Source organism: Paenibacillus sp. GM1FR (assembly GCF_002803315.1).
Taxonomy (GTDB): domain Bacteria; phylum Bacillota; class Bacilli; order Paenibacillales; family Paenibacillaceae; genus Paenibacillus; species Paenibacillus amylolyticus.
Genome location: NZ_MKZL01000059.1, coordinates 242315 through 264559 on the forward strand (window position 1 = coordinate 242315; position 22245 = coordinate 264559).

Annotated in this window: 26 protein-coding genes; 5 read left to right on the top strand and 21 right to left on the bottom strand. The window is 47.1% G+C overall.

The genetic code is table 11. From position 1 onward, the window contains the following. Positions 1 to 4 precede the first annotated feature (4 nt). From murI to PAEAM_RS27225, 16 genes are all read right to left on the bottom strand, one after another. Positions 5 to 787: a glutamate racemase gene (murI, locus tag PAEAM_RS27150; RefSeq protein ID WP_100529533.1), complete on the bottom strand. Its 783-nt coding sequence runs from the start codon at positions 785 to 787 to the stop codon at positions 5 to 7. Between the two features lie 295 nt (positions 788 to 1082). Then, positions 1083 to 1469, bottom strand: a complete 387-nt coding sequence (locus PAEAM_RS27155; RefSeq protein WP_100529534.1) for a hypothetical protein — start codon at positions 1467 to 1469, stop codon at positions 1083 to 1085. 67 nt (positions 1470 to 1536) lie between these two features. Next, a complete protein-coding gene (locus PAEAM_RS27160; RefSeq protein WP_100529535.1) occupies positions 1537 to 1755 on the bottom strand; it encodes a hypothetical protein in 219 nt (72 codons plus the stop codon). Then, positions 1755 to 2444: a GNAT family N-acetyltransferase gene (locus PAEAM_RS27165; protein ID WP_165790063.1), complete on the bottom strand. Its 690-nt coding sequence runs from the start codon at positions 2442 to 2444 to the stop codon at positions 1755 to 1757. The genes PAEAM_RS27160 and PAEAM_RS27165 overlap by 1 nt, the downstream gene beginning before the upstream one ends. 29 nt (positions 2445 to 2473) lie before the next feature. Beyond that, positions 2474 to 2845, bottom strand: coding sequence for a hypothetical protein (locus tag PAEAM_RS27170; protein ID WP_347707920.1), 372 nt, complete (start codon positions 2843 to 2845; stop codon positions 2474 to 2476). 97 nt (positions 2846 to 2942) lie between these two features. Further along, entirely contained in the window at positions 2943 to 3818 is an 876-nt protein-coding gene (locus PAEAM_RS27175; protein ID WP_100529538.1) for a serine/threonine-protein kinase, read from the bottom strand. Then, on the bottom strand, positions 3815 to 4393 hold the full coding sequence (locus PAEAM_RS27180) for a GNAT family N-acetyltransferase (RefSeq protein WP_100529539.1): 579 nt from the start codon (positions 4391 to 4393) through the stop codon (positions 3815 to 3817). Before PAEAM_RS27180 ends, PAEAM_RS27175 begins: the two co-directional genes overlap by 4 nt. Then, entirely contained in the window at positions 4390 to 4971 is a 582-nt protein-coding gene (locus PAEAM_RS27185) for a DJ-1/PfpI family protein (protein ID WP_017689696.1), read from the bottom strand. The genes PAEAM_RS27180 and PAEAM_RS27185 overlap by 4 nt, the downstream gene beginning before the upstream one ends. 214 nt (positions 4972 to 5185) lie before the next feature. Then, a complete protein-coding gene (locus PAEAM_RS27190; protein ID WP_243391473.1) occupies positions 5186 to 6106 on the bottom strand; it encodes an SDR family oxidoreductase in 921 nt (306 codons plus the stop codon). Positions 6107 to 6175: 69 nt separating this feature from the next. Then, on the bottom strand, positions 6176 to 7504 hold the full coding sequence (locus tag PAEAM_RS27195; RefSeq protein ID WP_100529540.1) for a F390 synthetase-related protein: 1329 nt from the start codon (positions 7502 to 7504) through the stop codon (positions 6176 to 6178). After that, positions 7501 to 8361 carry an MBL fold metallo-hydrolase gene (locus PAEAM_RS27200; protein WP_100529541.1) on the bottom strand — a complete coding sequence of 287 codons (861 nt, stop codon included), beginning with the start codon at positions 8359 to 8361 and terminating at the stop codon, positions 7501 to 7503. Before PAEAM_RS27200 ends, PAEAM_RS27195 begins: the two co-directional genes overlap by 4 nt. Further along, complete coding sequence (locus PAEAM_RS27205; RefSeq protein ID WP_100529542.1) at positions 8355 to 9350, bottom strand: NAD-dependent epimerase/dehydratase family protein; 996 nt, start codon at positions 9348 to 9350, stop codon at positions 8355 to 8357. Before PAEAM_RS27205 ends, PAEAM_RS27200 begins: the two co-directional genes overlap by 7 nt. Beyond that, the gene (locus PAEAM_RS27210; RefSeq protein ID WP_100529543.1) at positions 9347 to 10639 is read right to left on the bottom strand and encodes an ATP-grasp domain-containing protein; all 1293 of its coding nucleotides are present in this window, start codon (positions 10637 to 10639) and stop codon (positions 9347 to 9349) included. Before PAEAM_RS27210 ends, PAEAM_RS27205 begins: the two co-directional genes overlap by 4 nt. After that, entirely contained in the window at positions 10629 to 11630 is a 1002-nt protein-coding gene (locus tag PAEAM_RS27215) for a beta-ketoacyl-ACP synthase III (RefSeq protein WP_100529544.1), read from the bottom strand. The genes PAEAM_RS27210 and PAEAM_RS27215 overlap by 11 nt, the downstream gene beginning before the upstream one ends. Positions 11631 to 12130: 500 nt before the next feature. Then, positions 12131 to 13021, bottom strand: a complete 891-nt coding sequence (locus PAEAM_RS27220; RefSeq protein WP_100529545.1) for a TIGR01777 family oxidoreductase — start codon at positions 13019 to 13021, stop codon at positions 12131 to 12133. 116 nt (positions 13022 to 13137) lie between these two features. Continuing rightward, positions 13138 to 13659, bottom strand: coding sequence for a hypothetical protein (locus PAEAM_RS27225; protein WP_100529546.1), 522 nt, complete (start codon positions 13657 to 13659; stop codon positions 13138 to 13140). 167 nt (positions 13660 to 13826) lie between these two features. Between PAEAM_RS27225 and PAEAM_RS27230 the strand changes: the two genes are divergently transcribed. After that, positions 13827 to 14201 carry a BlaI/MecI/CopY family transcriptional regulator gene (locus PAEAM_RS27230; protein WP_017689706.1) on the top strand — a complete coding sequence of 125 codons (375 nt, stop codon included), beginning with the start codon at positions 13827 to 13829 and terminating at the stop codon, positions 14199 to 14201. 6 nt (positions 14202 to 14207) lie between these two features. Beyond that, complete coding sequence (locus PAEAM_RS27235) at positions 14208 to 15539, top strand: M56 family metallopeptidase (protein WP_243391474.1); 1332 nt, start codon at positions 14208 to 14210, stop codon at positions 15537 to 15539. 100 nt (positions 15540 to 15639) lie between these two features. Here the strand turns inward: PAEAM_RS27235 and PAEAM_RS27240 are convergent, their stop codons facing one another. The 3 genes from PAEAM_RS27240 to PAEAM_RS27250 form a co-directional block, all read right to left on the bottom strand. After that, positions 15640 to 16374 carry a YdcF family protein gene (locus PAEAM_RS27240; RefSeq protein WP_053061498.1) on the bottom strand — a complete coding sequence of 245 codons (735 nt, stop codon included), beginning with the start codon at positions 16372 to 16374 and terminating at the stop codon, positions 15640 to 15642. A gap of 50 nt (positions 16375 to 16424) precedes the next feature. Beyond that, complete coding sequence (locus PAEAM_RS27245) at positions 16425 to 16976, bottom strand: nucleotidyltransferase family protein (RefSeq protein WP_100529548.1); 552 nt, start codon at positions 16974 to 16976, stop codon at positions 16425 to 16427. A 214-nt stretch (positions 16977 to 17190) separates the two neighbouring features. Continuing rightward, a complete protein-coding gene (locus tag PAEAM_RS27250) occupies positions 17191 to 18036 on the bottom strand; it encodes an AraC family transcriptional regulator (protein ID WP_100529549.1) in 846 nt (281 codons plus the stop codon). A 234-nt stretch (positions 18037 to 18270) separates the two neighbouring features. On the opposite strand from PAEAM_RS27250, the gene PAEAM_RS27255 reads away from it, so the two are divergent. Continuing rightward, positions 18271 to 18801: a TetR/AcrR family transcriptional regulator gene (locus tag PAEAM_RS27255; protein ID WP_036610260.1), complete on the top strand. Its 531-nt coding sequence runs from the start codon at positions 18271 to 18273 to the stop codon at positions 18799 to 18801. A gap of 88 nt (positions 18802 to 18889) precedes the next feature. Further along, positions 18890 to 19996 (top strand): MFS transporter, encoded by a 1107-nt coding sequence (locus PAEAM_RS27260; protein ID WP_100529550.1) that lies wholly within the window; start codon positions 18890 to 18892, stop codon positions 19994 to 19996. 26 nt (positions 19997 to 20022) lie between these two features. Here PAEAM_RS27260 and PAEAM_RS27265 read toward each other — a convergent pair whose 3' ends face one another. Next, a complete protein-coding gene (locus tag PAEAM_RS27265; RefSeq protein WP_100529551.1) occupies positions 20023 to 20631 on the bottom strand; it encodes a DUF1349 domain-containing protein in 609 nt (202 codons plus the stop codon). A gap of 223 nt (positions 20632 to 20854) precedes the next feature. On the opposite strand from PAEAM_RS27265, the gene PAEAM_RS27270 reads away from it, so the two are divergent. Next, positions 20855 to 21121 (top strand): SunI/YnzG family protein, encoded by a 267-nt coding sequence (locus PAEAM_RS27270; protein WP_017689713.1) that lies wholly within the window; start codon positions 20855 to 20857, stop codon positions 21119 to 21121. A gap of 146 nt (positions 21122 to 21267) precedes the next feature. On the opposite strand, the gene PAEAM_RS27275 is transcribed toward PAEAM_RS27270, so the two are convergent. Beyond that, on the bottom strand, positions 21268 to 22230 hold the full coding sequence (locus tag PAEAM_RS27275) for a glycosyl hydrolase (protein WP_243391475.1): 963 nt from the start codon (positions 22228 to 22230) through the stop codon (positions 21268 to 21270). Between the last annotated feature and the right edge of the window lie 15 nt (positions 22231 to 22245).

Sequence of the window (22245 nt, forward strand, 5' to 3'; positions counted from 1 at the left end):
TAACTTACTTGGAGTTCATCTCAAGATATTGAAGTGCACTGTACATCTTCTCCTGCTCTTCCGGTCGGCCTGATGAACTGAGGAAAGTGACCTGTTCCCCTGTCCTGTCTCCATGTTGAGCCACCAGTCCAAGCCGCTGCTTCAGATGGTTCACTGTGCCTGTACTGCCATCAATGATCTGTATATGATCGGGCAGAACCGTGCGCAGAATGGACGTATAGAATGGATAATGCGTGCAGCCAAGCACCACTGTGCCATACCCTTGAAGATCAACATCTGCCAGTTTGAACCGGAAATAATCAGCGATTTTGCCCGGATCAAAATCCAGCTGTTCACACCACTCCACAAGTTCCGGCAACGCAATGGAATCCACACTGTGGTGATCATCAACACGTGATACCAGTTCGTTATACTTGGTTTGGCTCAAGGTGAGGGCCGTAGCAAATACAAGCACCCTCTTCCCACTGTTGCGATTCATCTCCACGGCTGGTTTCACTGCAGGCTCCATGCCAATGATCGGGATATCATACTTGGCGCGCAGATCCTTCACAGCCAGACTTGTTGCTGTATTACAAGCAATCACGATGGCTTGAACATCCTCCTGAACGATGGCTTCCACACAATCAAAAATATGTCCTCTAACCTCATCCGCAGATTTGGTTCCATACGGGACATGCAAAGTATCTGCGTAATACAGAAATTTTTCTTCCGGAAACTGTTGTAATGCCTTATGCAAAACGGTTAAACCACCGATGCCTGAATCAAAAAAAGCAATTTTTTTATTCAAGGATTTCACCTCTATAATGTATTCTTTCGGGTTCCAAGAACCTCTCAATGCTGCTCATGCTGACTGGAGGTGAGGTTTGTACTTCCGGCTCATCACACACTACAGTGCTTGACGGCTTGCGGGAACCATTCCGGTTACGGATCGTTCTTCTGATCGCTGTTGTCTCCAAATTTTCTTGAATAACCTTATAGATGTATAAATTCGGAGACAAAGGCGAACGCTATCGCTTCTTCAGAATCGATTCCGCCCCCTCCATTACTTCCGCTAAGTCAGGTACTATAGAGAAAATAAGCCATTATTCTACGCTCATTTTATACTGTCTGAGCCAGTCCTTGCCACTATGCCACGCCTCTACAGGGTTAAGCTCTCCAAGCAGTTCAGTACTTGCCTGAGCCATGATCCATTCCTTAAGACCATTATCCGGACTGGATTCGAGCTGCTGTAGTAGCAGATGCAATCCTTCCTCACCCGTATTCAAGATGTCGTCGTATGCCTCCCGGTTACCAGCAATATAATCATTCGGATTGCTACTGGTCAGGAGGACAGGGTCGCTAACCATCTGCTGCAGGTTGCTTTCAATCGATGCTGATAATGCTTGGTCTTCTGTCCGAATCGAACATGCTGCTACCGTCAATGCTGTGCATACGGATAACAAACCCAGAATCAGTCTTCTCCGATTCACTGTACCACTCCTTTCAACAACGAGTTAACGCAACAGATTCGACTTTCATGCTCAAGCCCTCGGCCAACTACAGAACAAGTTCCCATTGTTCTTCGGTAAGCTCCTGACCTGACAACATCTGCTTGCGGACTTCCTTCACTTCAAAGCCCACAAATTGATATAATCTACGCGCGCCATTGGTGATAAATTCAGCAAAGCTATGATCATAATTATACTCGTTTCGATAAATTCGGATATGCGCTTCAATGACATACTTCAGATCCTTTTGTACGAAAGTGCGAATCATCAGACATCACAGTCCTTCCTCAAATCCACAGTTGTGATACTGAAATCCACACCGAACTGAATTAATCCGAGTTTACGGGCAACTTGCTGTGAAGCGAGATTATCCCAAGATGTACTGTAGATTGGCATGCGCCCACGCTCCTTGACATAATACTGCCAGCACTTTACCGTCTCCGCTGCATATCCATGTCCTCTATAACCGGGTGCCGTATATAGGCTCGCTTCCGCCCCATGATTGGAGAGCCTCGCGGAGCAACACACTGCCACAGCAGAATCCCCAATAACATAAGCGGCAACAGGGCTTTTTTCATATAAGTAGTCTGTTAATTCAGGGAAATGCTCTGCCAGCAAATAACGCTGCTCCTGACCAATCAACTGAACCTTTTGATTCCACTTGTAAGATATCTCAGGAAAAGCATAGGCGGGTCCCATCCACACACGGTTAACTGGCTCAAAGTTCTCCACCTTTCGAATCAGTTTCGGAATATCCAATGGAAGCTCGCTATCCTTACCCAACTCATCGATTAGATTCGGCGGTAACTGCTCATGATAATAGATCAGTGAACCAGCAGAAGTCATGCCGATAAAAATGGCTGGAGCCTGCCCACCACCCGGCTCGTTGATGCTTAATAGACGTTGCTGCTCGTTGATCGTATATAAAGTACTCACCTGTATTTTCAACATTCCCATAGACGACAGGTTGGATTTTGGAACCATAACTATGAAGTTAACCTTTGCAATAATCGTTTGCCTTCACTGCCTTTACCAGCTTCCTGCTGCTCCAGAAATTCGGATAATTGACGTAATTCTGCAGGACGATATCCAGCCCCGCACCCGCAATTATGATAGGTATAACCATGACGGTACAGCATCATTACTTTGGTCCATTGTTTGGTATCATTTTGCTTGGGCGCCTGGAAATCGTGTCCCATGCTAACCATAGATGTGGCACATTGCGGGCATTTATATTCAAGTTGTGCCACCACCTCAGGGCTCAGGTCATGTTTGGAAACTTGTTTAAATGATTTGCGACAAATGAAACATGCATAGATGTCTTTATATGGTCCTGACAAGGCATATCTGCACATCATCTGCACCCCCTTAATAATTTCCATTATACGGGATTTCACACACATATACGAATGGATTTTGCACATTTGCGAAAATTCCACCACTCACTCATTGACCTTAAATCGCAGCTTGTTTCCAGGCCTCACCAAGTTCCGCAATCGATGCGTACCGCTCGGACCGATCATCGCTCACTGCACGTATCACAACCTGATACAATGCTTCTCCGGCATCCCATCTGTCATAGGAACGATCTTTCTCCCCACCAAGCAACCCAAACGCCATTGCCCCCATGTTGAATACATTGGTAACCGCATCTATGGGTGCACCCAACTCAAATTCCTCAGGGGACATAAAGCGGGAAGATCCCCACATGCGCCCCATGGTATTGGTAAAAGAGCCCTTCCGATACAAGTCGATATCACAAATTTTCATAAAGTTTCTGTCAAAATCATAGATCAGACTGCCATCATACAAATCAACAGCCACATAACCTCTCCGTTCCACATCGATATGAAAATTCAGAATCTGCTCCATTGCCCGAATGCGTGTCTCAACAGGAAGCTGTCTGAACCGATAGTAGGGCGAACGCGGATCTTCATATTTGGCCGGAGGCGGAAAATACCAGTGGGAATGCAAACACTCCCCATCCACCCAATCGAATACACAGGCATACCCCTCATCCGTTGCAAAATGATCCGTTAGTCGAATCAACGTGTCATGCGCCAAATCTTCGTAAACGGAAACAGATGATTTCAGATTAAGAATGGCTTCCGGGGGACTTCCCGTATGATTCGCATGAATTGTATGTGCTCCCGCATACTTTACGAACAATCTCTTTCCATCCTTTTGCACAATACCGAAGGAGATATTCCCTGAATCCTGCTGATCGAATACGCGAAAGACCGTACCCAAGGGCCGTAACCAATCGAAAGAATGAGACTCTTTTAAAACAAAGGAAACACCGTCGATCTCAAGTTCAACTTGATCTGTCATCGGACTCCTCCTGTGCTGGTATCTTCATTCAATGTTGAATGCTCCGTATAAAAGTAATTCATATGCGCCTCATCATATCCCTGACCTTGGACTTCCAATGCATTTCGCTCAATGCCGTATACTTCAAATCCATATCGTTCGTATAGACGTCTGGCTGATTCATTCGTTGTAACTACACTCAGATTAATCTGCTTGATGCCCTCCAGATGTCTTCCCCGATCCAGCACCTCGCGGAGCAAACGCGAAGCCAGCCCACTCCCCCGATATGGCGGAGCTACATAGACGCCCCAGATCATACCTTTGTGCCTGAGCTTTAGGCCGTGTTCCCTTTTGAAACCCATCATTCCCACCAAGGTTCCTTCTTCTGTGTATGCTCCCAGAATATAATCATCCGGTTCATTATGTATGCGCTCCTGCACTTCACTCATGGGGAGTTGAATGGACAACTCGAACGAAGCCCCGAAGGCTTCAGGATGTGTTTTCAGTGCTTCCAGTCGCAAAGGCCAGTAGATGTCTGCTTCATCCCGCTGAATATTGCGAATGGTATAGGTCTCTTGCTTTCGGCCTTCATTCATTCTTCGACCACTCCCTGCATCTCATAAGGATAATCGATCTGAAGTTTTACATTCGCTGCCGCTTCCTGTCCTGCAAGCAACCCAACAACATAAATCCCAAGGTCAATGGACGTGGCCACACCACCGGCAGTAATTACATTTCCATCTTTTACAATCCGCTTCTGAATCACCTCGGTGACATACGGCTCAAGCAAATTATATGCACGGGGATGTGTTGTTGCTTTTTTGCCGGATAAAAAACCAGCCGCACCCAGCAGCAGAGAGCCTGTGCACACCGAAACCTTCAAAGGCACAGACTCAGCCTGTTTCAGCCAACCTACAAAGGCCTCGTCATATCGAAGCTTGCGCGTTCCCATGCCTCCGGGGATAAACACGAGATCATATTCCGATAGGTCAGGCTTCACTCGATCCACCTTCAACGTTAGACCAGACTCATCCGTGACCTGATCTGTCATGGCACAGGTTTCCCACGTCGTTCCTTTGGTAGGTTCAAAGAAATTCAACCGATTGATCACATCATAAAACCCTGCAAAATCAAGGAAAGTCAGTCCATCAAACAAAACGAATGCCATTTTCATTGGTAACCTCCGCGTTTTAATTTGGAGCATCCTGATTATGTTTCTGATTCCGATCCCGTTCCATTGCTTCCTTCACCCGGTCACGCGCTGGCAGCTTGCTATTGATATGAAAGAGCAGACCCACAATCGCAAGAAGTAAAATAATGACGATGAATTCGAATATGGCTAACCCCTCCCGTCTGCAAACTGTACAATTTTGGTTCCTGCCTAATCTCTATTTTAAACCACGGGCGATGATCCACTCCAGCCACTTCCACGGTAGCAGCGCTTTACCTATGATGAGCACACGCGAACCTTTTCCGAGCGCATATCGAAGTCTTGGTGCACGCATCCGTGCAATTCGGCCGATCAGATCGGCTACCTCCTGTGGATCAGGTGCCGTCTCGCTCGCATGTTTGGAATAACGAAGAACCGCGTCCAGCTTATGCTTATACGGAGAGTCCTCGCTCCGGTGAATCTCACCCAAACCTTTATTCCAGATCGGTGTGCGATAAGAGCCAGGCTCAACTAATACCACCCGAACACCAAACGAAGACATCTCATGCCGCAAACTTTCCGTGAATCCTTCCACAGCGAATTTGGAGGCAGCATATGGCGCATACCCTGGAAAACCGGACAACCCACTGACGCTGGACAAATTTATAATTAACCCCTGCTTCTGTTCACGCATCACAGGCAGGACCGCACGTGTCACAGCGATTAATCCAAACAGATTCGTTTCCATCTGTCGCCGCCAATCCTCCATTGATACTTCCTCAATGAACCCGCCCACCGCAAATCCTGCATTGTTCACCAGCATGTCGATTCGGCCATTATTATGAAGTACGGACCGCACAGCTTTCTGCACGGATTCAGCATCGGTCACGTCCAGTTGCACATATTGCAAACGTTCAGCTAACCCCGCCTGTTCAGCCAGTTTCACCAATTCTTCTCTTCGACTCAGATCACGCATTGTAGCAACAACAAGGTATCCCTGCTTGGCAAGGGTGATCGCGGTAAGCATACCGAAACCACTGGATGTACCCGTAATTAAGGCCACCGGAGCGTTAGTTCCTTCCTTCGTCTTTTTCACTACATCAGAACCTGCATTAATCCGTCCCTGTCCGGCTTCTGTTAAGTTTTCCTCTACTGTCACGGCGTGACCTTCTTTCCTCGGTAAATTACTTACTTCCCGTTCCTACCTATACCGCACGGCCCTTGCTGCTTAATCCGCCACTCCATTATGCCGTCTCTCCACCCTGCGCAGCTTCGTAAGTCCCGGTTCAAACGTATACGGTACAAATCTGATCTCAGGTAAGGTGCATTCAAGCCGCTCTCCCAGCTTCATCAGTTCCAGCAGTACATTGGTCTCAACCTGAGCCATCACTGCGTTCCCGCCAAGTCGAAGGGATACCTCCATTGTTCCGTCCCCTTGCTGCACCACACGATAATGTTCAATATCCGGCGAAGCCGCAATGACCGAACGGGTAACGAAATCCGGAAAGACCGGTACCGCCTCACCCGTATGCATGTTTGAAAAATAAAGCGTGTCATCACAGCGGCCTTCAATCCGCTCAATCGCAGTAAACGGGGAACCACAGGCACATGGCAGCGCGGCCTCGGTCAGAATATCATTCAGCCGATACCGGATTATCGGCTGTGATGTTCTGGAGAAGTCCGTAATAATGGGCACGAACCGTCGGGTGGCGGGATCAATGAACTCTTTTTCAATATGCACGATATCTTCATTCAAATGCAGTGTGCCATAACGACAGGTTGCACCCAGGAACCCTTCTGTACACTGATAGACTTGATGAACGGTCTGTCCGAAGATCTTCTCCAACACCTTGCGATCCAGGGGGTCCAGCACCTCGGCAACAGAGATGATTTTATCCGGTACAGCAGTCAGATAGCCTGCCACATAGGCATCCGCCAACAGACGCAGCATTGAAGGAGGAGCTACCCATACGGTAGGTTGGTAGGTTTCCAGCCGATTGACCAAGGTCTCCACACGCTCCAGCAGATCAAAGTACTGAAACTGCAATTTGCCACGTTGCACGGATTCATACAGATTACTATTGGCCCGCAGGAAAAACGCAATCTTCGCAGGTTTCCACAGTCCACCAGGCAGCAACTTGGCCAGCACCGTACCCGTCCACGCATCCTGCTCCCGATCACTCACCAGAAATATCCCCCGGTTCCCTGACGTGCCCGAAGACAGTCCAACCGTCACACCTTGAATGGAAGGTTTGAAGTCACGTGTTTCTTCACTTTCACCTGCAAGAGCCAGAGCTTTGTCCTTGGTAATACCCACCGTGTTCAGTGTATCAAAATGTTCCATCATGGTTGATTTGTCAATCAACGGAAAGCTTCTCCAGTCGGTTGCGTCCACGCCACCCCACCACTTCCGGTAAAACGGAGATCGGGCACGGATCTGATGAACATGCCGAATAATCCGGCGCTCTTGCCAGCGCTCAAGTTGTTCTCGTGTTTTCCATGTTCGCAGCCCACGTGCGAGTGCATAATGAACCACAATACGAAGGGTATTACTCATCGTTTCAGCCCTCCTGCACCCCAAGCGTCCAGTACATCTCGACAATGACTCGGCACAATCCGAATGTGGGGAAACTGCTGATGCAGCTGAACCAGCTTGTCAAAGTTACGATGGTATTCCTGTCGATTCGACATAATGATTCCAGCAAGAATATTTGGTCTGCGCTGTTCACGAAAAGCCCGACTCGACCATACCGCGTCCGCACAGAGAAAATAGTCATGTTCTTCTGTACGCAACAGGAGTCCCATCATGCCTTCCGCATGACCGGATACATCCACCCCAAGCAGACTGCCATCACCAAAGATGTCGTAGACCTCATCAAAAGGGAAAGCTTCCCCCGCTGTTATCCATCGCTCAGGCTCACACGTAACTGGCAATGATCTGACTATAAAATCCTCGGGCAACAGCCCCGCAAGAAAACCTGCTTTTACAGCCGCAATCGGACCAAGTGAGCGCACAGCATCATAGGCCCTTGGCAGATAAATGAATTGTGCCTCTGGGAAATCTCGTACACCCGCAATATGATCGCCGTGAAAATGAGAGAGGATGATATACCGAATATCCGAAGCTTTCAGTCCAATTCGAGCCAAAAAATGAACGGCACTATCCTCTTCACGATAGACCACTGGTGTAATATGACGATACATTGCATTAGGCAAATGAGCCGTTTCCTCAAAAAAGCGGGAACTATATCCCGTATCCAACAGGATCGGTCCATGTACGGGATGAATGATGCAGGCAAATCCTGCTGGGAAATGTACTGGACTCAATCGACCACCACGCAGCGTCAGAAACTCTGGATGTGTACAGTAACCCGCCGCACCCAAATATAGTTTCACCGGAGTTGTTGTCAGCATGATTCAGCCCTCCACCAGTCTGCAAATTGTTGCAATCCCTCTTCAATGGACACCCGAGGGATGTATCCCAATTGCTCCCGTGCATCCGTAATATCCAACGTCTGTGGGATGGATAAGGAGCCGACTGTATACCTTGTTAACGCAGGCTCACCCAACGCAGGAATATAGCCATGAACTCGCTCCAGCAACGCTGCCACACCATATGCCATCCGATAAGGAATGTTTCGACGACGCAAGGGCATATCCAGCATGCCAAAAAGGCTGCTCACCAACTCATTGAACGCCCTTGGATCGCCATTGGAGATATTGTAGGCTCTGCCAAGTGCTTCTGCATCGACATCGCGGCACAACAACAAGGCATCCACCACATTATCCACACATGTCAGATCGATTAACGCCTGTCCACCACCGATCATGGGCACGCCTGATTTTGCGTTTGCTGCGACAATTCTGGGAAATAACGTCTGATCATACGGACCAAAAATGGCTCGCGGTCGAATCATGATCGATGGAAGTCCCTTCGCATGCCCCTCCATTACAACCTGCTCAGCGAGAAGCTTCGTGGCTGCATAATGATTGGCTGGTTTGGATGGCAACGGATCATTCTCATGTACGTTATACCGCGGGTTGTAGTTAAAATATATACTCGGAGTTGAGACATGTATGAATCGCTGAACCTCATTATGCAGGCAGCCATCAATGAGGTTTTGTGTGCCTTCTACATTACTGCTATAAAAGTCACGATATCGGCCCCATGGCGAGGATAGAGCTGCACAGTGAAACACCACATCCTGTCCCGTACACGCTTTGTTCACTGCAGCCTCATCCCGTATATCTCCATTCAGGAATCGGATTCCTGCCAACTCAAGTTCTGCACCAACCTTTGGCTGTCGGCCCATGCCAGTGACTTCCCATCCCTCTTTGGCAAGCCGCATCGCGAGGTGCCTTCCCAGACATCCCGTAGCTCCTGTAACCAATGCTCTATTCATTGTTGTTCACCGTTCCATTCTATGTCATGAGTCAAAGCTTCAGTCAGCGAGCACTTCTGCGATCTTGCCAGACGCCATGCGGCTAGCACCACTCCGAATTGTTCCATTAAAGGTTGAAGATCCTGTCGTGCATAGACCACATCCCTGGCTCCACGCCATGCTGCTATCCATGCACGAAGCTTTCCTTTGCCTAAGATCTGCTGTACTCCGGTTCCCAGCATGGGGAGCATGAGCATCGCTTTGCTGCCTCGTGCGGGAGTGATCATTTTTCCTTCCTTGACCAACGTCTCCGGTTCAGTCAATGCACGCACCAAGTCATCTCCGGGGTGAAACAGATGAATCCCACTCGTTGCCCTCGGATTACACTCAATTGCGTATACTTGCCCATCCGGACCTTCTATAAAATCAAACCCAATCTGTCCACTAAAACCCGTTGCCTCAACAAATTGTCTCACCCACGCAAGGGCACCCTCATGTTCCACCTGTTCAAAAAAAACACTGGCTCCCACGCTTCCTGTACGATAGCGACTGTCGTAAGTGGCATGTGCAACCAGTTGCCCTTCATGCGCTATGCTGTATGTACATAACATCTGACCAGGAATGTAGGCCTGTGCAACCCAAGGTGTAATAGATGATAATGCTACCTCGTCCGGAGGGTCGTTACGGGAATGTCGACGTTTCTTTTCACTTACGTTTCCTTGCTGATCCGTCCCTGCCCCAGCGTCATCGGTCACGAGTATTGGCATGCGAACTTTGGCTGCGAAACGGGAATACACCGGTTTCCACACCCAATCTCCTACTTTTCCCAGAACAGACTGAGCTTCCATCCATTCCTCCCGACTGTGGATCAGGTGTGTATCCGGAACCGAAAGACCGAGTGACCCTGCAAGCTGGATAAAATCATATTTATGATGCAGCTCATGCAGCTGCTCCAGAGTTGTAACTAGAACACGGCAAAATGCACGTAGTCTGTCTGCCCCTTGAGCAACATAGAAGACTTCTTCACACATTGGGATCAGCAGGTCAATCTGCCAATCCTGAACCAACTGTTCCAACTCCGCCAGATACGCAGCTGTGTCATGACGCGGCGATGGGACCACAGCGCAATGTTCCACTGCACTGGATGATCTGGTCAGATGCCGTACGGCACTCTCCGCAACATAGACCCGATGGCCTGCTCGGCGAAGCATGCGTGCCAGATCAAGCGTTACGGGAGCCCTTCCGCCTGTAAGCAACACACGGAGAGAATCAGCTGTACGATGTCCAGTTTTCCCAGATCTAGTAGTCAAAAATGAGTCCTCCCAATGATAATCCGGCAGCCGTGCCAATCATCAACACCCGATCACCACGCTGAATACGCTGTTGTCTAATCGCTTCATGCAGACCCATCGGGATCGATGCCGCAATCGTATTGCCGTGATTTCGTGTGATGTCCATAAACCGATCTTCAGCAATGCCAAGCTTCTTACGGATCAGTCTCATCGCCATGGCACTTCCCTGATGGGGAATGACCAATTGGAAATCCTCCATTCGATTCCCGGTCGCCTGCAGCATATCACCAATGAAGCCAGGCAAAAGTCTAGAAGCCATGCGGAAGATCGCCTGTCCATCCATATGAAAAAGGTAGGGTTCAGGGTGATCTGCCTTATAATTCGAAGCATGCAGCCGTGTACCTCCACCTGCAATCTCCGAGAAGCGAGCACCTCGGCTGTAGGTTTGAAGGGAAGCATGTACAATCTGAGAGGATGACCCTTCAGGCGAACGCTCAATAATAACAGCGGCCGCTCCATCTCCGAACAGGGCCGCACTCTCTTTATCAGACCAATTCAGTCCGGCTGAGGCAATCTCGGTGGCTACGAGCAATACTCGCTGGTAACGTCCGGCATCTACCATATAGGAGATTACATCGAGTCCGTTCAGGAAACTCAGGCAGGTTGCATCCATATCAAAGGCAGGTACGCCCGAATCTTGCTGCCCCATGGCCTGCTGGATAAATACCGCCGTACTTGGCAACGGTTGTTCCTTCGTGCCACTGGTACACACCAGACAGTCGATATCACTAAATTGTAATCCTGCATCCGCCAGTGCAGCTTCCGCAGCCCGTGCGCCCATGAAAGAGGAGGTTTCTTCACCCGAAGCATAATGACGTACACCTACGCCTGTAGCTTTGCTAACCCAGCCCGCAGGCACGTCCAAGCGGCGATCCAGTTCCTCATCGGTGACTTCCTGTTCAGGCAGGTACTTCCCTGTCCCTGCGATCCTTACTCTTCTAAGTTGCATTTCCCCAACCTCTTTCTGTTCATCTGACTGATATATAAGTTCGTATTCAAAAAGACCGGTTTTCAGTACCGAGAAGATGGGATGAAGCTAGAAATGGAGTAGCGGAGCGTAGGAAAACTACGTGAGCAACGGACATTTCGGCTGAATTCCATATTCGATGCTGATGATGCCGATAGGCATCCTTCGTAATCAAAAGCGGACTTTTTGAAAAACCTCTATAAGTTCAGCTAATTAGTATTTACACAGACACTGCGATGACAGAACAACTTTCCGATCGCTGTTATCCCCAGATTTTTTTGATTCCCTTCTTAAAAAGGGAAAATCCGGGGATAAGCATATGCTTCCGATGCAGCTTTCTTTCAGAAAGCTTTTAGGCGAACGCTTCGCTTCTTCAAGTTATTTCTGTCCTCTCCGTTATCGTGTAAATGTTTAGTTGAACATATACAACAAAAGGGCAGACGCCTCTGCCCTTCCTGTTGTGTTTTCTTTTGTATGAAGTGTCATTTCTTCTTATTCAAAATCTCGGCAAGAGCGGCATCTAATGTACCGTATGTGAACGTGAATCCTTCCCTCTCCATTCGCTCGGGAATCACCCAACGGCTTTTGAGAACCAGTTCCGTCTCGGTCTGAATGAAGCGTGCGCCCAGTTCAAGCATCCAGCGAGGAGAAGGTAGTCCAATCCGCACCCCCATCTGTTCTCTCAGACGTGCCATTAGCTCCCGATTCGTTACCGGATGCGGAGAGGACGCATTGAACACACCATTCAAGTGTGGATGCTCTTGCAGATAAATTACCATGCGGAAGAGATCCTCGATATGAATCCAGCTGAACTGCTGTGTTCCTGCGCCTTGAGATCCTCCGAGTCCAAAACGGACGAGGTTCGTCATGGGCAACATCACGCCACCCTCGCCCAGCACAATCGCGATCCGCAGTGCAATCTGACGCGTAGACGGCAGACTGAATTCAAAGAAAGCCTGTTCCCATTCCTTGGCAACGTCGACCGAGAATCCGGAGCCTATCTCGCCCTCTTTTTCCGTCATGGGACGATCTTCAGCATGTCTGTATATGGTCGCTGTACTCGAATTAATCCATAGTTCAGGAGGATGATTACAAGCCAGGACGGCTTCGCCGAGAATGCGCGTTGTCCGGGTTCTGGATTCCAGAATGGCTTTGCGATTCTCTTCCGTATAACGGCAGTTCACCGATTTACCTGCCAGGTTAATCAATATTTCTGCTTCTTCCAGTGCCTCTATAATTCCTGCACGATCCTCCCAGGCAATATGACCGGGCTGACGCGAGATAATTAATACCTCATACCCCAGCTTTCTGAACCTTTGGGCAAAATCCTGTCCAACAAATCCCGTTCCACCAGCTAATACAACCTTCTTCACGGTATCCCCTCATTTCCCATACTGGGTAAAGAATTCGCAAGATATAGATTGGAATGTTTCTATGCATGCAAAATACAGATATTAGATTAACACCGCCGGTGACCCGTTGGTTTGATTTATTTCGCACCCAGAGCTGCGTACAAGCGATCCCGCTCTTCGATAGCCCATGCGTTTGCAGGGTTTTGTTCCAGCTGATATCGGAGTTCATCATAAAAATCATGGATCATGAATCCATCTGGCAGATTGCCAAGCATGGCTGTAAAGTTGTACTCGGGCAGTGTTCTCTTTCCTTCACTGATCTGCTTCAGCCAGTCCATCCACTTTGCAAGAGTAAGCACTTCCTCCTGCCATAACTCAGCCTGTAACCCAAGCGCATCCTGAAGTTGCTCGTACGCCAATGGATCGGCGAAGACCCGGCAGGCCTGAACAGCTAGTTCGTACAACTCGGTCACTGCACGGCGTACCTCATGTTCAAGTTCGACCTCCAAGCCTCCCATGTAATCCTGAACCTGGATGCCCTGTCCATCATCATATAATAGTGGTGCCTGCGCCAACAGGCGTACAATCTCTTCCATCGCTTGCATTGAAACTCGCTTCTGCTCATAAAGAGCAGGTAATTGATATGCTGTAATAATCATTCACTCCTACATCGTTCTTCTATTAATGACCTATATTATAACATGGTTTGGCAATCATCTATCAGGATAACTTGACTATCCACTACAAGTTGTAGTAGTTTATACGTACTACGTAGTGTAGTAATACGTACGTTATGGACGCATAACGATGTTAAGGAGTGTTCACTGTGAACCAGATTCAAAAATTATCCGAAACAGAAATGGAGTTAATGGTTGTTATATGGTCATGCGCCCCACCGGTCACCTCGACAGAACTATTAGACATATTTGCTGAGAAAGGGAAAGCGTGGAAAGCGCAGACCATGTCTACCTTTCTGTCACGGTTGGTGGATAAAGGCGCACTTACCGTCACGAGACGTGGACGAACCAATGATTATGAACCTCTTCTAAAGCCCGAAGATTACAAACTACAGGAAACGCAGCACGTTCTTGATGGACTCTACCAAGGTTCAGTTAAAAATTTGGTTTCGGCCATGTATGACGGTGACAAGCTTTCAGACGATGACATTTCAGAATTGAAAAAATGGCTTTCGGAAAAGTAGGTGCAGATGATGAATATCTTTTTTGAGATTCTGTGCAGCCTGACCGTGGCGGGAAGTATCGTTTCTGTTTGTATTTTGGCACTACGACTTATACCCATATCTGTTTTTCCGACCAAGTGGCTCTACAGACTCGGTAAACTGGCTCTCTTGTTTTATCTGTTCCCGGTATCTCTTGGCCTTTCGCGGCTTTTGGATATTGCATTCCAAACGACATCAACTATACCGGGCACGGAGAATGCAGCAGCTTCGGGTGTAGTTGCAGGAACATTTATCCCCGAACAAACCATTTCTGTAACCACAGCCTGGTTCTTGTTATGCGTATGGGGCATTGGAGTCATTGGTTTTTCTGCATGGCAGGTGTACTGTTATCGAAGATTTTTGAATGAATTATCTCGTACACGTACCCCAGTCCTCTGTCATAGTGAAGCAGCTGTACAGCTACCATTAATCAAAGAAGCTTTGGGTCTCAAACGTAATATCACGCTTGCTCACAGCACGCTAGTACGAAGCCCTATACTGGTTGGCTTGTTTAAACCAACGATATATCTGCCACCCGAAAATACGGTGAAAATGGACATCAGCATGGTAATTCATCATGAGTTGGTACATCTAAAACATAAAGATCTGTGGGTCAAAGCTTTGACCTTGGGGGTTAGTGCCCTGCACTGGTTCAATCCTCTGATTCATATCATTCGCCGGGACATTCATACCTGGAGCGAGTTGGCCTGTGATGAAGATGTGGTGAAAGAGATGTCCCACGAAGAACGAAGACGATATGGTGAGACAATTTTAAATGTGATGGCGGGAACCAAGAAAATGCCTGCTCAATTTTGTTCGTCCCTATCGGGTGAAGGCAAACAATTAAAAAGGAGATTGATGATTATGTTTAATGTAAAGAAACTGAAAAAGAAACATTGGATAATAAGTATGGGAGCCCTCCTGCTTATTACAGGTGTAAGTACGTCCACCGCCGTATGGGCATCAAACCACACAGTTAAAGTGGAGGCTGAGGCTTCTGAAGCTGTGACTGTTCCTTCTACGGGTGGATCTTCTGAAATCGTAACTTCTCCCAACAAGGTTGGAATTTCCGAAGCTGTAACTGCTCCTTCTACTTCCGAAACTCCTGAGATCGTGGCTCTCCCTGAGGATGAAGTTTCCGAAGCTGTGCCAGTTCCGTCTGTTACTGTACCTTCTACTACTGTTCCATCTACTACTGAACCTTCTGAGGCTAAAGTTGTAGAATCAGCCACTGTTCCTTTTACCGGTGAATCTCCTGAAATGGTAGCTCTCCCTGGGGATAAGGTTTCAGTAACTGTACCTGCTCCTTCAGAAAAATAACCTATCGTTAAGGAGCAATAGCCATCCTTATATGGAAACAGGACGAAGCATAGATCATAGATCTCCGCTTCGTCCTGTTTCCGTTTTTCTGTCATGTGCATTAGAGAAATGTTTTGATCGTAGCAAAATATTCACGGATCATGTTGACGGGTTTCAAATAACCCGGTGACGGGGCCGATATGCCATATTCTGCCGCATAACCGTTCTTGGCAGCGATATACTTGGAGCGAAACATATGATAGTCACTTGTAACAATCATGATCTCAGGGTGCTCTAACCCAGATTCAAGAATGATTTTTTTGGAAAAGGCCAAATTCTCCTGTGTGCTTGTGGAGCGATCTTCCATAATGACTTGGGAAGGGTTAATCCCCTGTTCAATCAGATAGTTTTTCATGGCGAGCGCTTCAGGAATCGATTCTCCAGGTCCCTGCCCACCTGATACAATGACGGGTGTCTGAGGGTGACTGCGAATATAGTCCAGACTGGCATCTAACCTTTGTTTTAGGGTCAATGACAATTCCGTTCCACGGATGCCTGAACCCAGAATAATGACATAGTCTGCCTCATCCGGATCATTCGCACCGAGCTGTGTGAATACAAGTGCTTCAATAATGACAAAAGAGACAGCAACCACGCCAAATCCGGTAAGAATAATCCGTTTCAGAATAACATGCTTCTGATAGTCAATCCGTCTTAGTACGATAAAAGCCACCGTGATCATTCCAAAAAACATGACTGCAAACCTTTGGCCCCAGAAGGCCAGAAATGCCACAAAACATGCCAACAGGACAAGATCAATGATCAGTCCATTTTTTTGTAAGAACTTTTTTATCAAATCCGTAGACACTCCTTCTTGTACTCGCAATTCCGCAAATCACTTATTATTCAAGATGTTATTATCGTTAGTTTCGGCCATTGTTCCTGCCAGCGCTTCTTCTGTACTCTCTGATTATAATAGTCAGCATCCGTGAAGAATGGACTTTTGCGGACTATAAGGTGATACAGATCATGTAAACCATGCGGAGCACAGATGTTCACCCGATCCTCTTCATCCAACTGTACGCCTATAGCAGTCACAACTTCTGGCCAATAGCGAAGAGCATCTTCAGTAGAATGATAAGGAACTGTGCCATTGCGCAGATGCATTCTCGCCTGATTTTTGACAGACCACTTCGAATTGCACGTCTCCTCACGAAGCTGTTGTTCGAGCTGTATGTCTCGCTCCTCACGCAAGTCTTGCGCATCATAATAGACAACATCAATATCGCTGTGAAGTTCACGAAGATCATATCCATGCAGAACATCCCAGATATAATTACGAATATATCCTGCACCTATGTAACTTTGAGGCAAATGGAGACTACGAACTCTCCGCAGGTCATGCATTAATTGCTCGTGTTTGATGATCGTCTGAATGAATGGGTTCTCATATAACATATCTGCCTCCTGCGGTTTACCTCGTTGTCCTCTTATTGCTGTTAACCTTCGTTCCAATATATCATGTTTACCTGGCTGCAATAAAATGAACAACGCTTGAACATCCTCTGTACAACTTCGAATCTCTGATTAATCACAACCAAATAACCCATAAACAGCTTCGGTTATCCGAATGTTTATGGGCGACAATGATCGAGTTTGAAACGGTTAAAATTTATTTAATCGGTATCCAGATTTGTGGCGGTTGATTGGGGCCCGGGTATACTTCCAGCTCCGGCATATATGCGTGCTCATAAGGATTGGATGGAAACCATTCCGAAATAATCCGTTTCCACAGAAGCTGCATACTCTCCGGCATCGGGCCTTCTACTTCAAATACACTCCATTTGGAAGCAGGCATGGTGAAGCTTGATAATCCTTCCGGTACTTCACCATCGTAAGTTGTAGCAATCCAGTATTGCATCTGTTTCTCCTGAATTTCGCTCTGATCCACAACGACACCGAGTAATCCTTGAATATCCCCATTGTTCAGTTCAAACAAACGATCCTCTGTACCGCTCGTCCACACTTCCTGCCACATCTTTCCGATGCCTTGCAGATGTTCTCCATCTGCATATGAGAAAGTTTGCTCTACTCCGACCAACGTAAATTTGGGATGTTCAACGATTTTATATTTCATCGGTTCTGCTCCTTTTAGACTCAGTTGAATCACCAGACGATTATACGATTGGACAGCGTTACTATTTTTGCGTGCTTCACTGGGTGCAATACCGTGTTGTCTCCGAAAAGCTTTGGAGAAAGATTCCGGTGTGTCGTAACCGTATTTAAACGCCAGATCAATGATTTTGTGATCACTTTGAAGCAGCTCATGTGCCGCCAGTGTCAATCGTCTGCGTTTTATGTACTCGGCTACAGTAACATCAGTTAATAAGGCAAAGGTACGTTGAAAATGAAAAGGAGAGATATGGGCCTGCGCTGCAATCTGCTCCATCGTCATATTTTCGAGCAAGTGGTCTTCCATATATTGAATAGCGACCTGTAATGCGTTGATCCAGTTCATGTAATAATCACTCCTTGATGTCTAATATAACGGATAAACCACCCAAAAACCTGTCATGTTGTGCTCTTATATGTCCGGTTAATGTGCAACGAGTTGTTCATATAACGCCCTGCCCAGGCTTTGAACTAACCAAAGACAAGGGGAGTCACAAAATTTGACAATGTCAACGAATTATTATAGCCTACAAGTATAATGATCGTTCTATCTTATTTTGAAGGGAGAGTATCATTGAATATGAGCAGCAAAAAAGAAATGCTTTTGAACGTGGCTGAAGAATTATTCTACCTCCACGGCTTCCATTCCATCGGCTTGAAGCGGATTATCACGGATGCCGGGATTGCGATTATGACGCTATACAATCACTTTGAGTCCAAGGATGATCTCATTGTCCAGGTACTCTTGCGACGCGAACAGCGTTATTTAGAACAGCTCAGGCAATATGCAGACAATAAAGCACAACCTATGTTCCTCAATCTGGCTGAAGGACATGCAACTTGGTTGAAGGAACACGAATCAAGAGGTTGCTTATTTCTACGCGCCAAAGAAGAATTCGGAGGTCATGCAGACCATATCATCGTGCAGACAGTGAATGCGCATAAAAGACATATGCGAACTTTAATCCAAACATTGGCGCCTGTTGCAAGTGATCGAGATCTATTGCGATTCTCCCTGCTGCTGGAGGGTTCCACGGCACTTGCTGAGACAGAAAATGTAAATGACGTCTGCCTTGAACTGATCCATATGACGCAGACCAGTTTCAAATAAAGCTATTCCGGGTGAGTTAATATTTCAACTCACTTTTTTATTTATTAAGAAATATAATGATCGTTCTATATAAAAGGCGGTGGATTTAATGAAAAAAATTATCTTTCCAGGCATTGCACTTATCGCTGTATGTTATGCATTCGGGCGATTCAGTTATGGATTGTTTATGCCGGAAATTTCGGAAGCCTTACAATTAAATGATGCAGCCTCTGGCGCGATTAACTCAGGAACGTATATTGCCTACTGTCTGTCCCTTCTAACTGCACCACTGTTGATTAATCGCAAGGGACATCATTATGTCATTCAATTGGCAGGGATCAGCGTAGTGCTCGGATTAACCGGCATCGCCTTGGCTCAGAATGCATGGGTTCTTACATTTAGTATATTTCTAGCAGGTTTGAGTACAGGCTGGGCCTCTCCAGCCCTCGGTAACACGGTTAATGCCGAGCTTGCTCCCGAGCTACAAGCAAGAGGCAACAGCTGGATTAACAAAGGGACCAGCTTCGGAATTGTAATATCAGGTCCACTCTACTGGCTGTTCACGGATTACTGGCGTCTAACCTACATCCTGTTTGCTGTAATCGGTGTTGTGGTTCTTTTGTGGAACAGACGTGTTATTCCGGCAACCAAGACACTGCCTTGTACCAAGTCTCTCTGGACATGTATGAAACCTACCAGACCAGGGTCTGCTCTGCTCATGGCTTGTCTGTTGACAGGTTTCAGTTCTGCAATCTACTGGACCTTTGCCCGGAACTTCCTCACAGACGAGAAAGGGGCCTCCGATTCGGAAGCCGTGTTGTTCTGGATTTTGATGGGGGTTATGGGGATACTCGGTGGATGCGCTGGTCGCATTATTGAACGGTTCGAGATTGGGTGGTCCTACCGAATGGGCATACTTTTATTGGCTATTTCGCTCGGGGTTATCCTTCTGCCTTCAATGACTGCCAGTCTCATCTCTGCGATCATATTTGGCAGCACGTATATTTTCCTGACCAGTGTATTTATCGTTTGGGCGACGAGACTATTCAGTCCAAATGTGTCCATCGGAATTAGCCTTGCCTTTCTCGCGCTGGGTGTTGGGCAATTTCTTGGCTCATCCATGGCAGGGTATACGATCGAAGTGTTTTCCAATACAACGGCATTTCTGGCCTTTGCTATACTCGGTCTGTTTGGAATGTTAATTCGGGTGAAATAAATGACAAAACAACCTTCTGATCGCTGTTATTTTACCCGGCGAACACTTCCGGTCACCCCATGTTGAAGCTCTACGTCTGTAAAAGTAACCGTGGTCCCTTGCCCAATGGGGGATTGGGCCACAATGCCAACTTTGATCTCTTCCGGGCAGTCGAGTCCGAAATAACGAACCAGCTTCCACTTCTCTCCATCCTGAGAATAATGGAAAGCAAAACTGTTGCCTGCCCGGGCTACACGTAAATAAGGCTTGCTAACCTCTACAGGTGCGGATACACAATCATCCGAGTTACCACGAGTAACAACACTAAGAATAGACGGCTGTTCTTCAAAATACTCAAAGCAGACTTTAGCCCAATTCGTATCGTCCACCCTCACCATCAGGCACCCGGAGTCATACTGTTCTTTCATGTCCACCTGTACTTGAGTGACGATGCTGAAATCTCCTTTGACTATCGTATGTAAAAATGGAGCTGAAGCTTTCACCGGCTCACCACCCGGATCAATGAAAAAGTCACTGATTGGCGAAACGGTTATCGTTACTTTGCCGTCTTCAATGGACCAATCTGCTGGCTCGTTCAGCCATCTCAGGTTGGCAGATAATGTTTGACCTGAACAATGTTCGAATAGATTCGTCATGTGGCACACCCTTTGTGTTGGAGTATAAGTTCTCTAATTCCTCTATTTGTATTCGATATGTATCATGGTTAATCCTGTATGTTTTACATCAAGTTCCCATCCCTGATATCAGTTGATAGAAATCGTCACTCTTTATTATTAATAAGGTAATTTTATCCAAAATATGATAAACTGGACATACGAGATTACTTCAATAATTTGAATCACAACAGGAGGTCATCCTATGTTTGGTGTTAACGTGAAAAAAGTAGAAGATCAACTGGTCATCCGGTGGCAGTTTTCCAAAATTGAAATTCCCATCACACATATCACATCGGTCACCCTGGATGATACGTACGGTGGAAGCGAACCATCCGCCATTCGGATCGGTCCAGTCAATGGCACAAGCGAGAGGATTCTGATCCGCACAGTGAATCAATCGTATATTTTGTTCACTTCCAGCGTGACTTTACATACCAATATCCAAGCTATGTTACACCCGTCAAACTAAATGGTTGTTCAACTTCTAATGTTTTAGGGGTCATGGATTCCACTTACATATGTGCGCTACCAACAAATGAAGCGTTAGTATTCGCATGAATTCTTACAGCGAATACTAACGCTTCATTGATTCCAATTCAAGTTGGAAGTGGGGTCTTATAGCCAACTCCACTTCGGTAACTGATCGAGCGTAATGACCTCTTTGCTATGGTACAATTCCTTCAAAAACGCCACATCATTATGCGTCCCGTCTCTCAGGAATCCACCTGTCCAGGTACAGAACCAACTCCAGTGTACATCCTGTTCCTTCATCTGCTTAGGGTCAGGGATGGAGCCGTTCTCGGCCAGTGCGATGATTTTGCCGTTCTGTACGAGCTCTCGCAGGTTGGTGTAACGCGCAGCCAACGGGCTGTGATCTCCTGCTTCAGGGTATACATCCACACTGACAATATCCACGACATCATCACCGGGATACCATTCCGGTTTTTCCGAGTTCCAGACCCAGATAAGATTGTGCAGCTGATGTTCTTGAACCAATCGATCATACAACAAACGGTATAACTGTTTGGCAGGTTCAGGACCTTTCGCTCCCCACCAGAACCAGCCACCTTCTGCTTCATGAAGTGGTCGGAATAATACAGGTACACCCGCATCCTTCAACTCTTGCAAGTGGGCTGCAATCGCATCGATATCCCGAATCAATAACCGATATGCTTCCGATTCAGTATCAGCTAGCGCGGAGGCAATATCATAGTTGGTCGCATCCGTATAGAACCCCCGCCACCACTCTTTACCTGGTTCATCGATCAGATCTGTCGGTGCATTCCAGTGCCAGCAGAGCGTCACGATTCCACCTTGCTGGTGCCATGCAATCGCATCCCGAATCTCTTGGGAGACCGCACCGCGCTCTGTTCTTGATGGCGAATATTCCATGAGATCAAAGCCAATCACAGCTGGTTTCCGGCCTGTATTTTCATTAATCCAGTTTAGATTGCTATAATCCTGCTGGCCTGACAACATCCCTTTTTGATAACACTCTACCAGGAACGCCATCAGTTCTTTTGCTTCGGGAGTCGCTGCTTTATTCACCGGAACTCTGCTGATCTCACGCACTGTCATCTCTACACCTCCAAT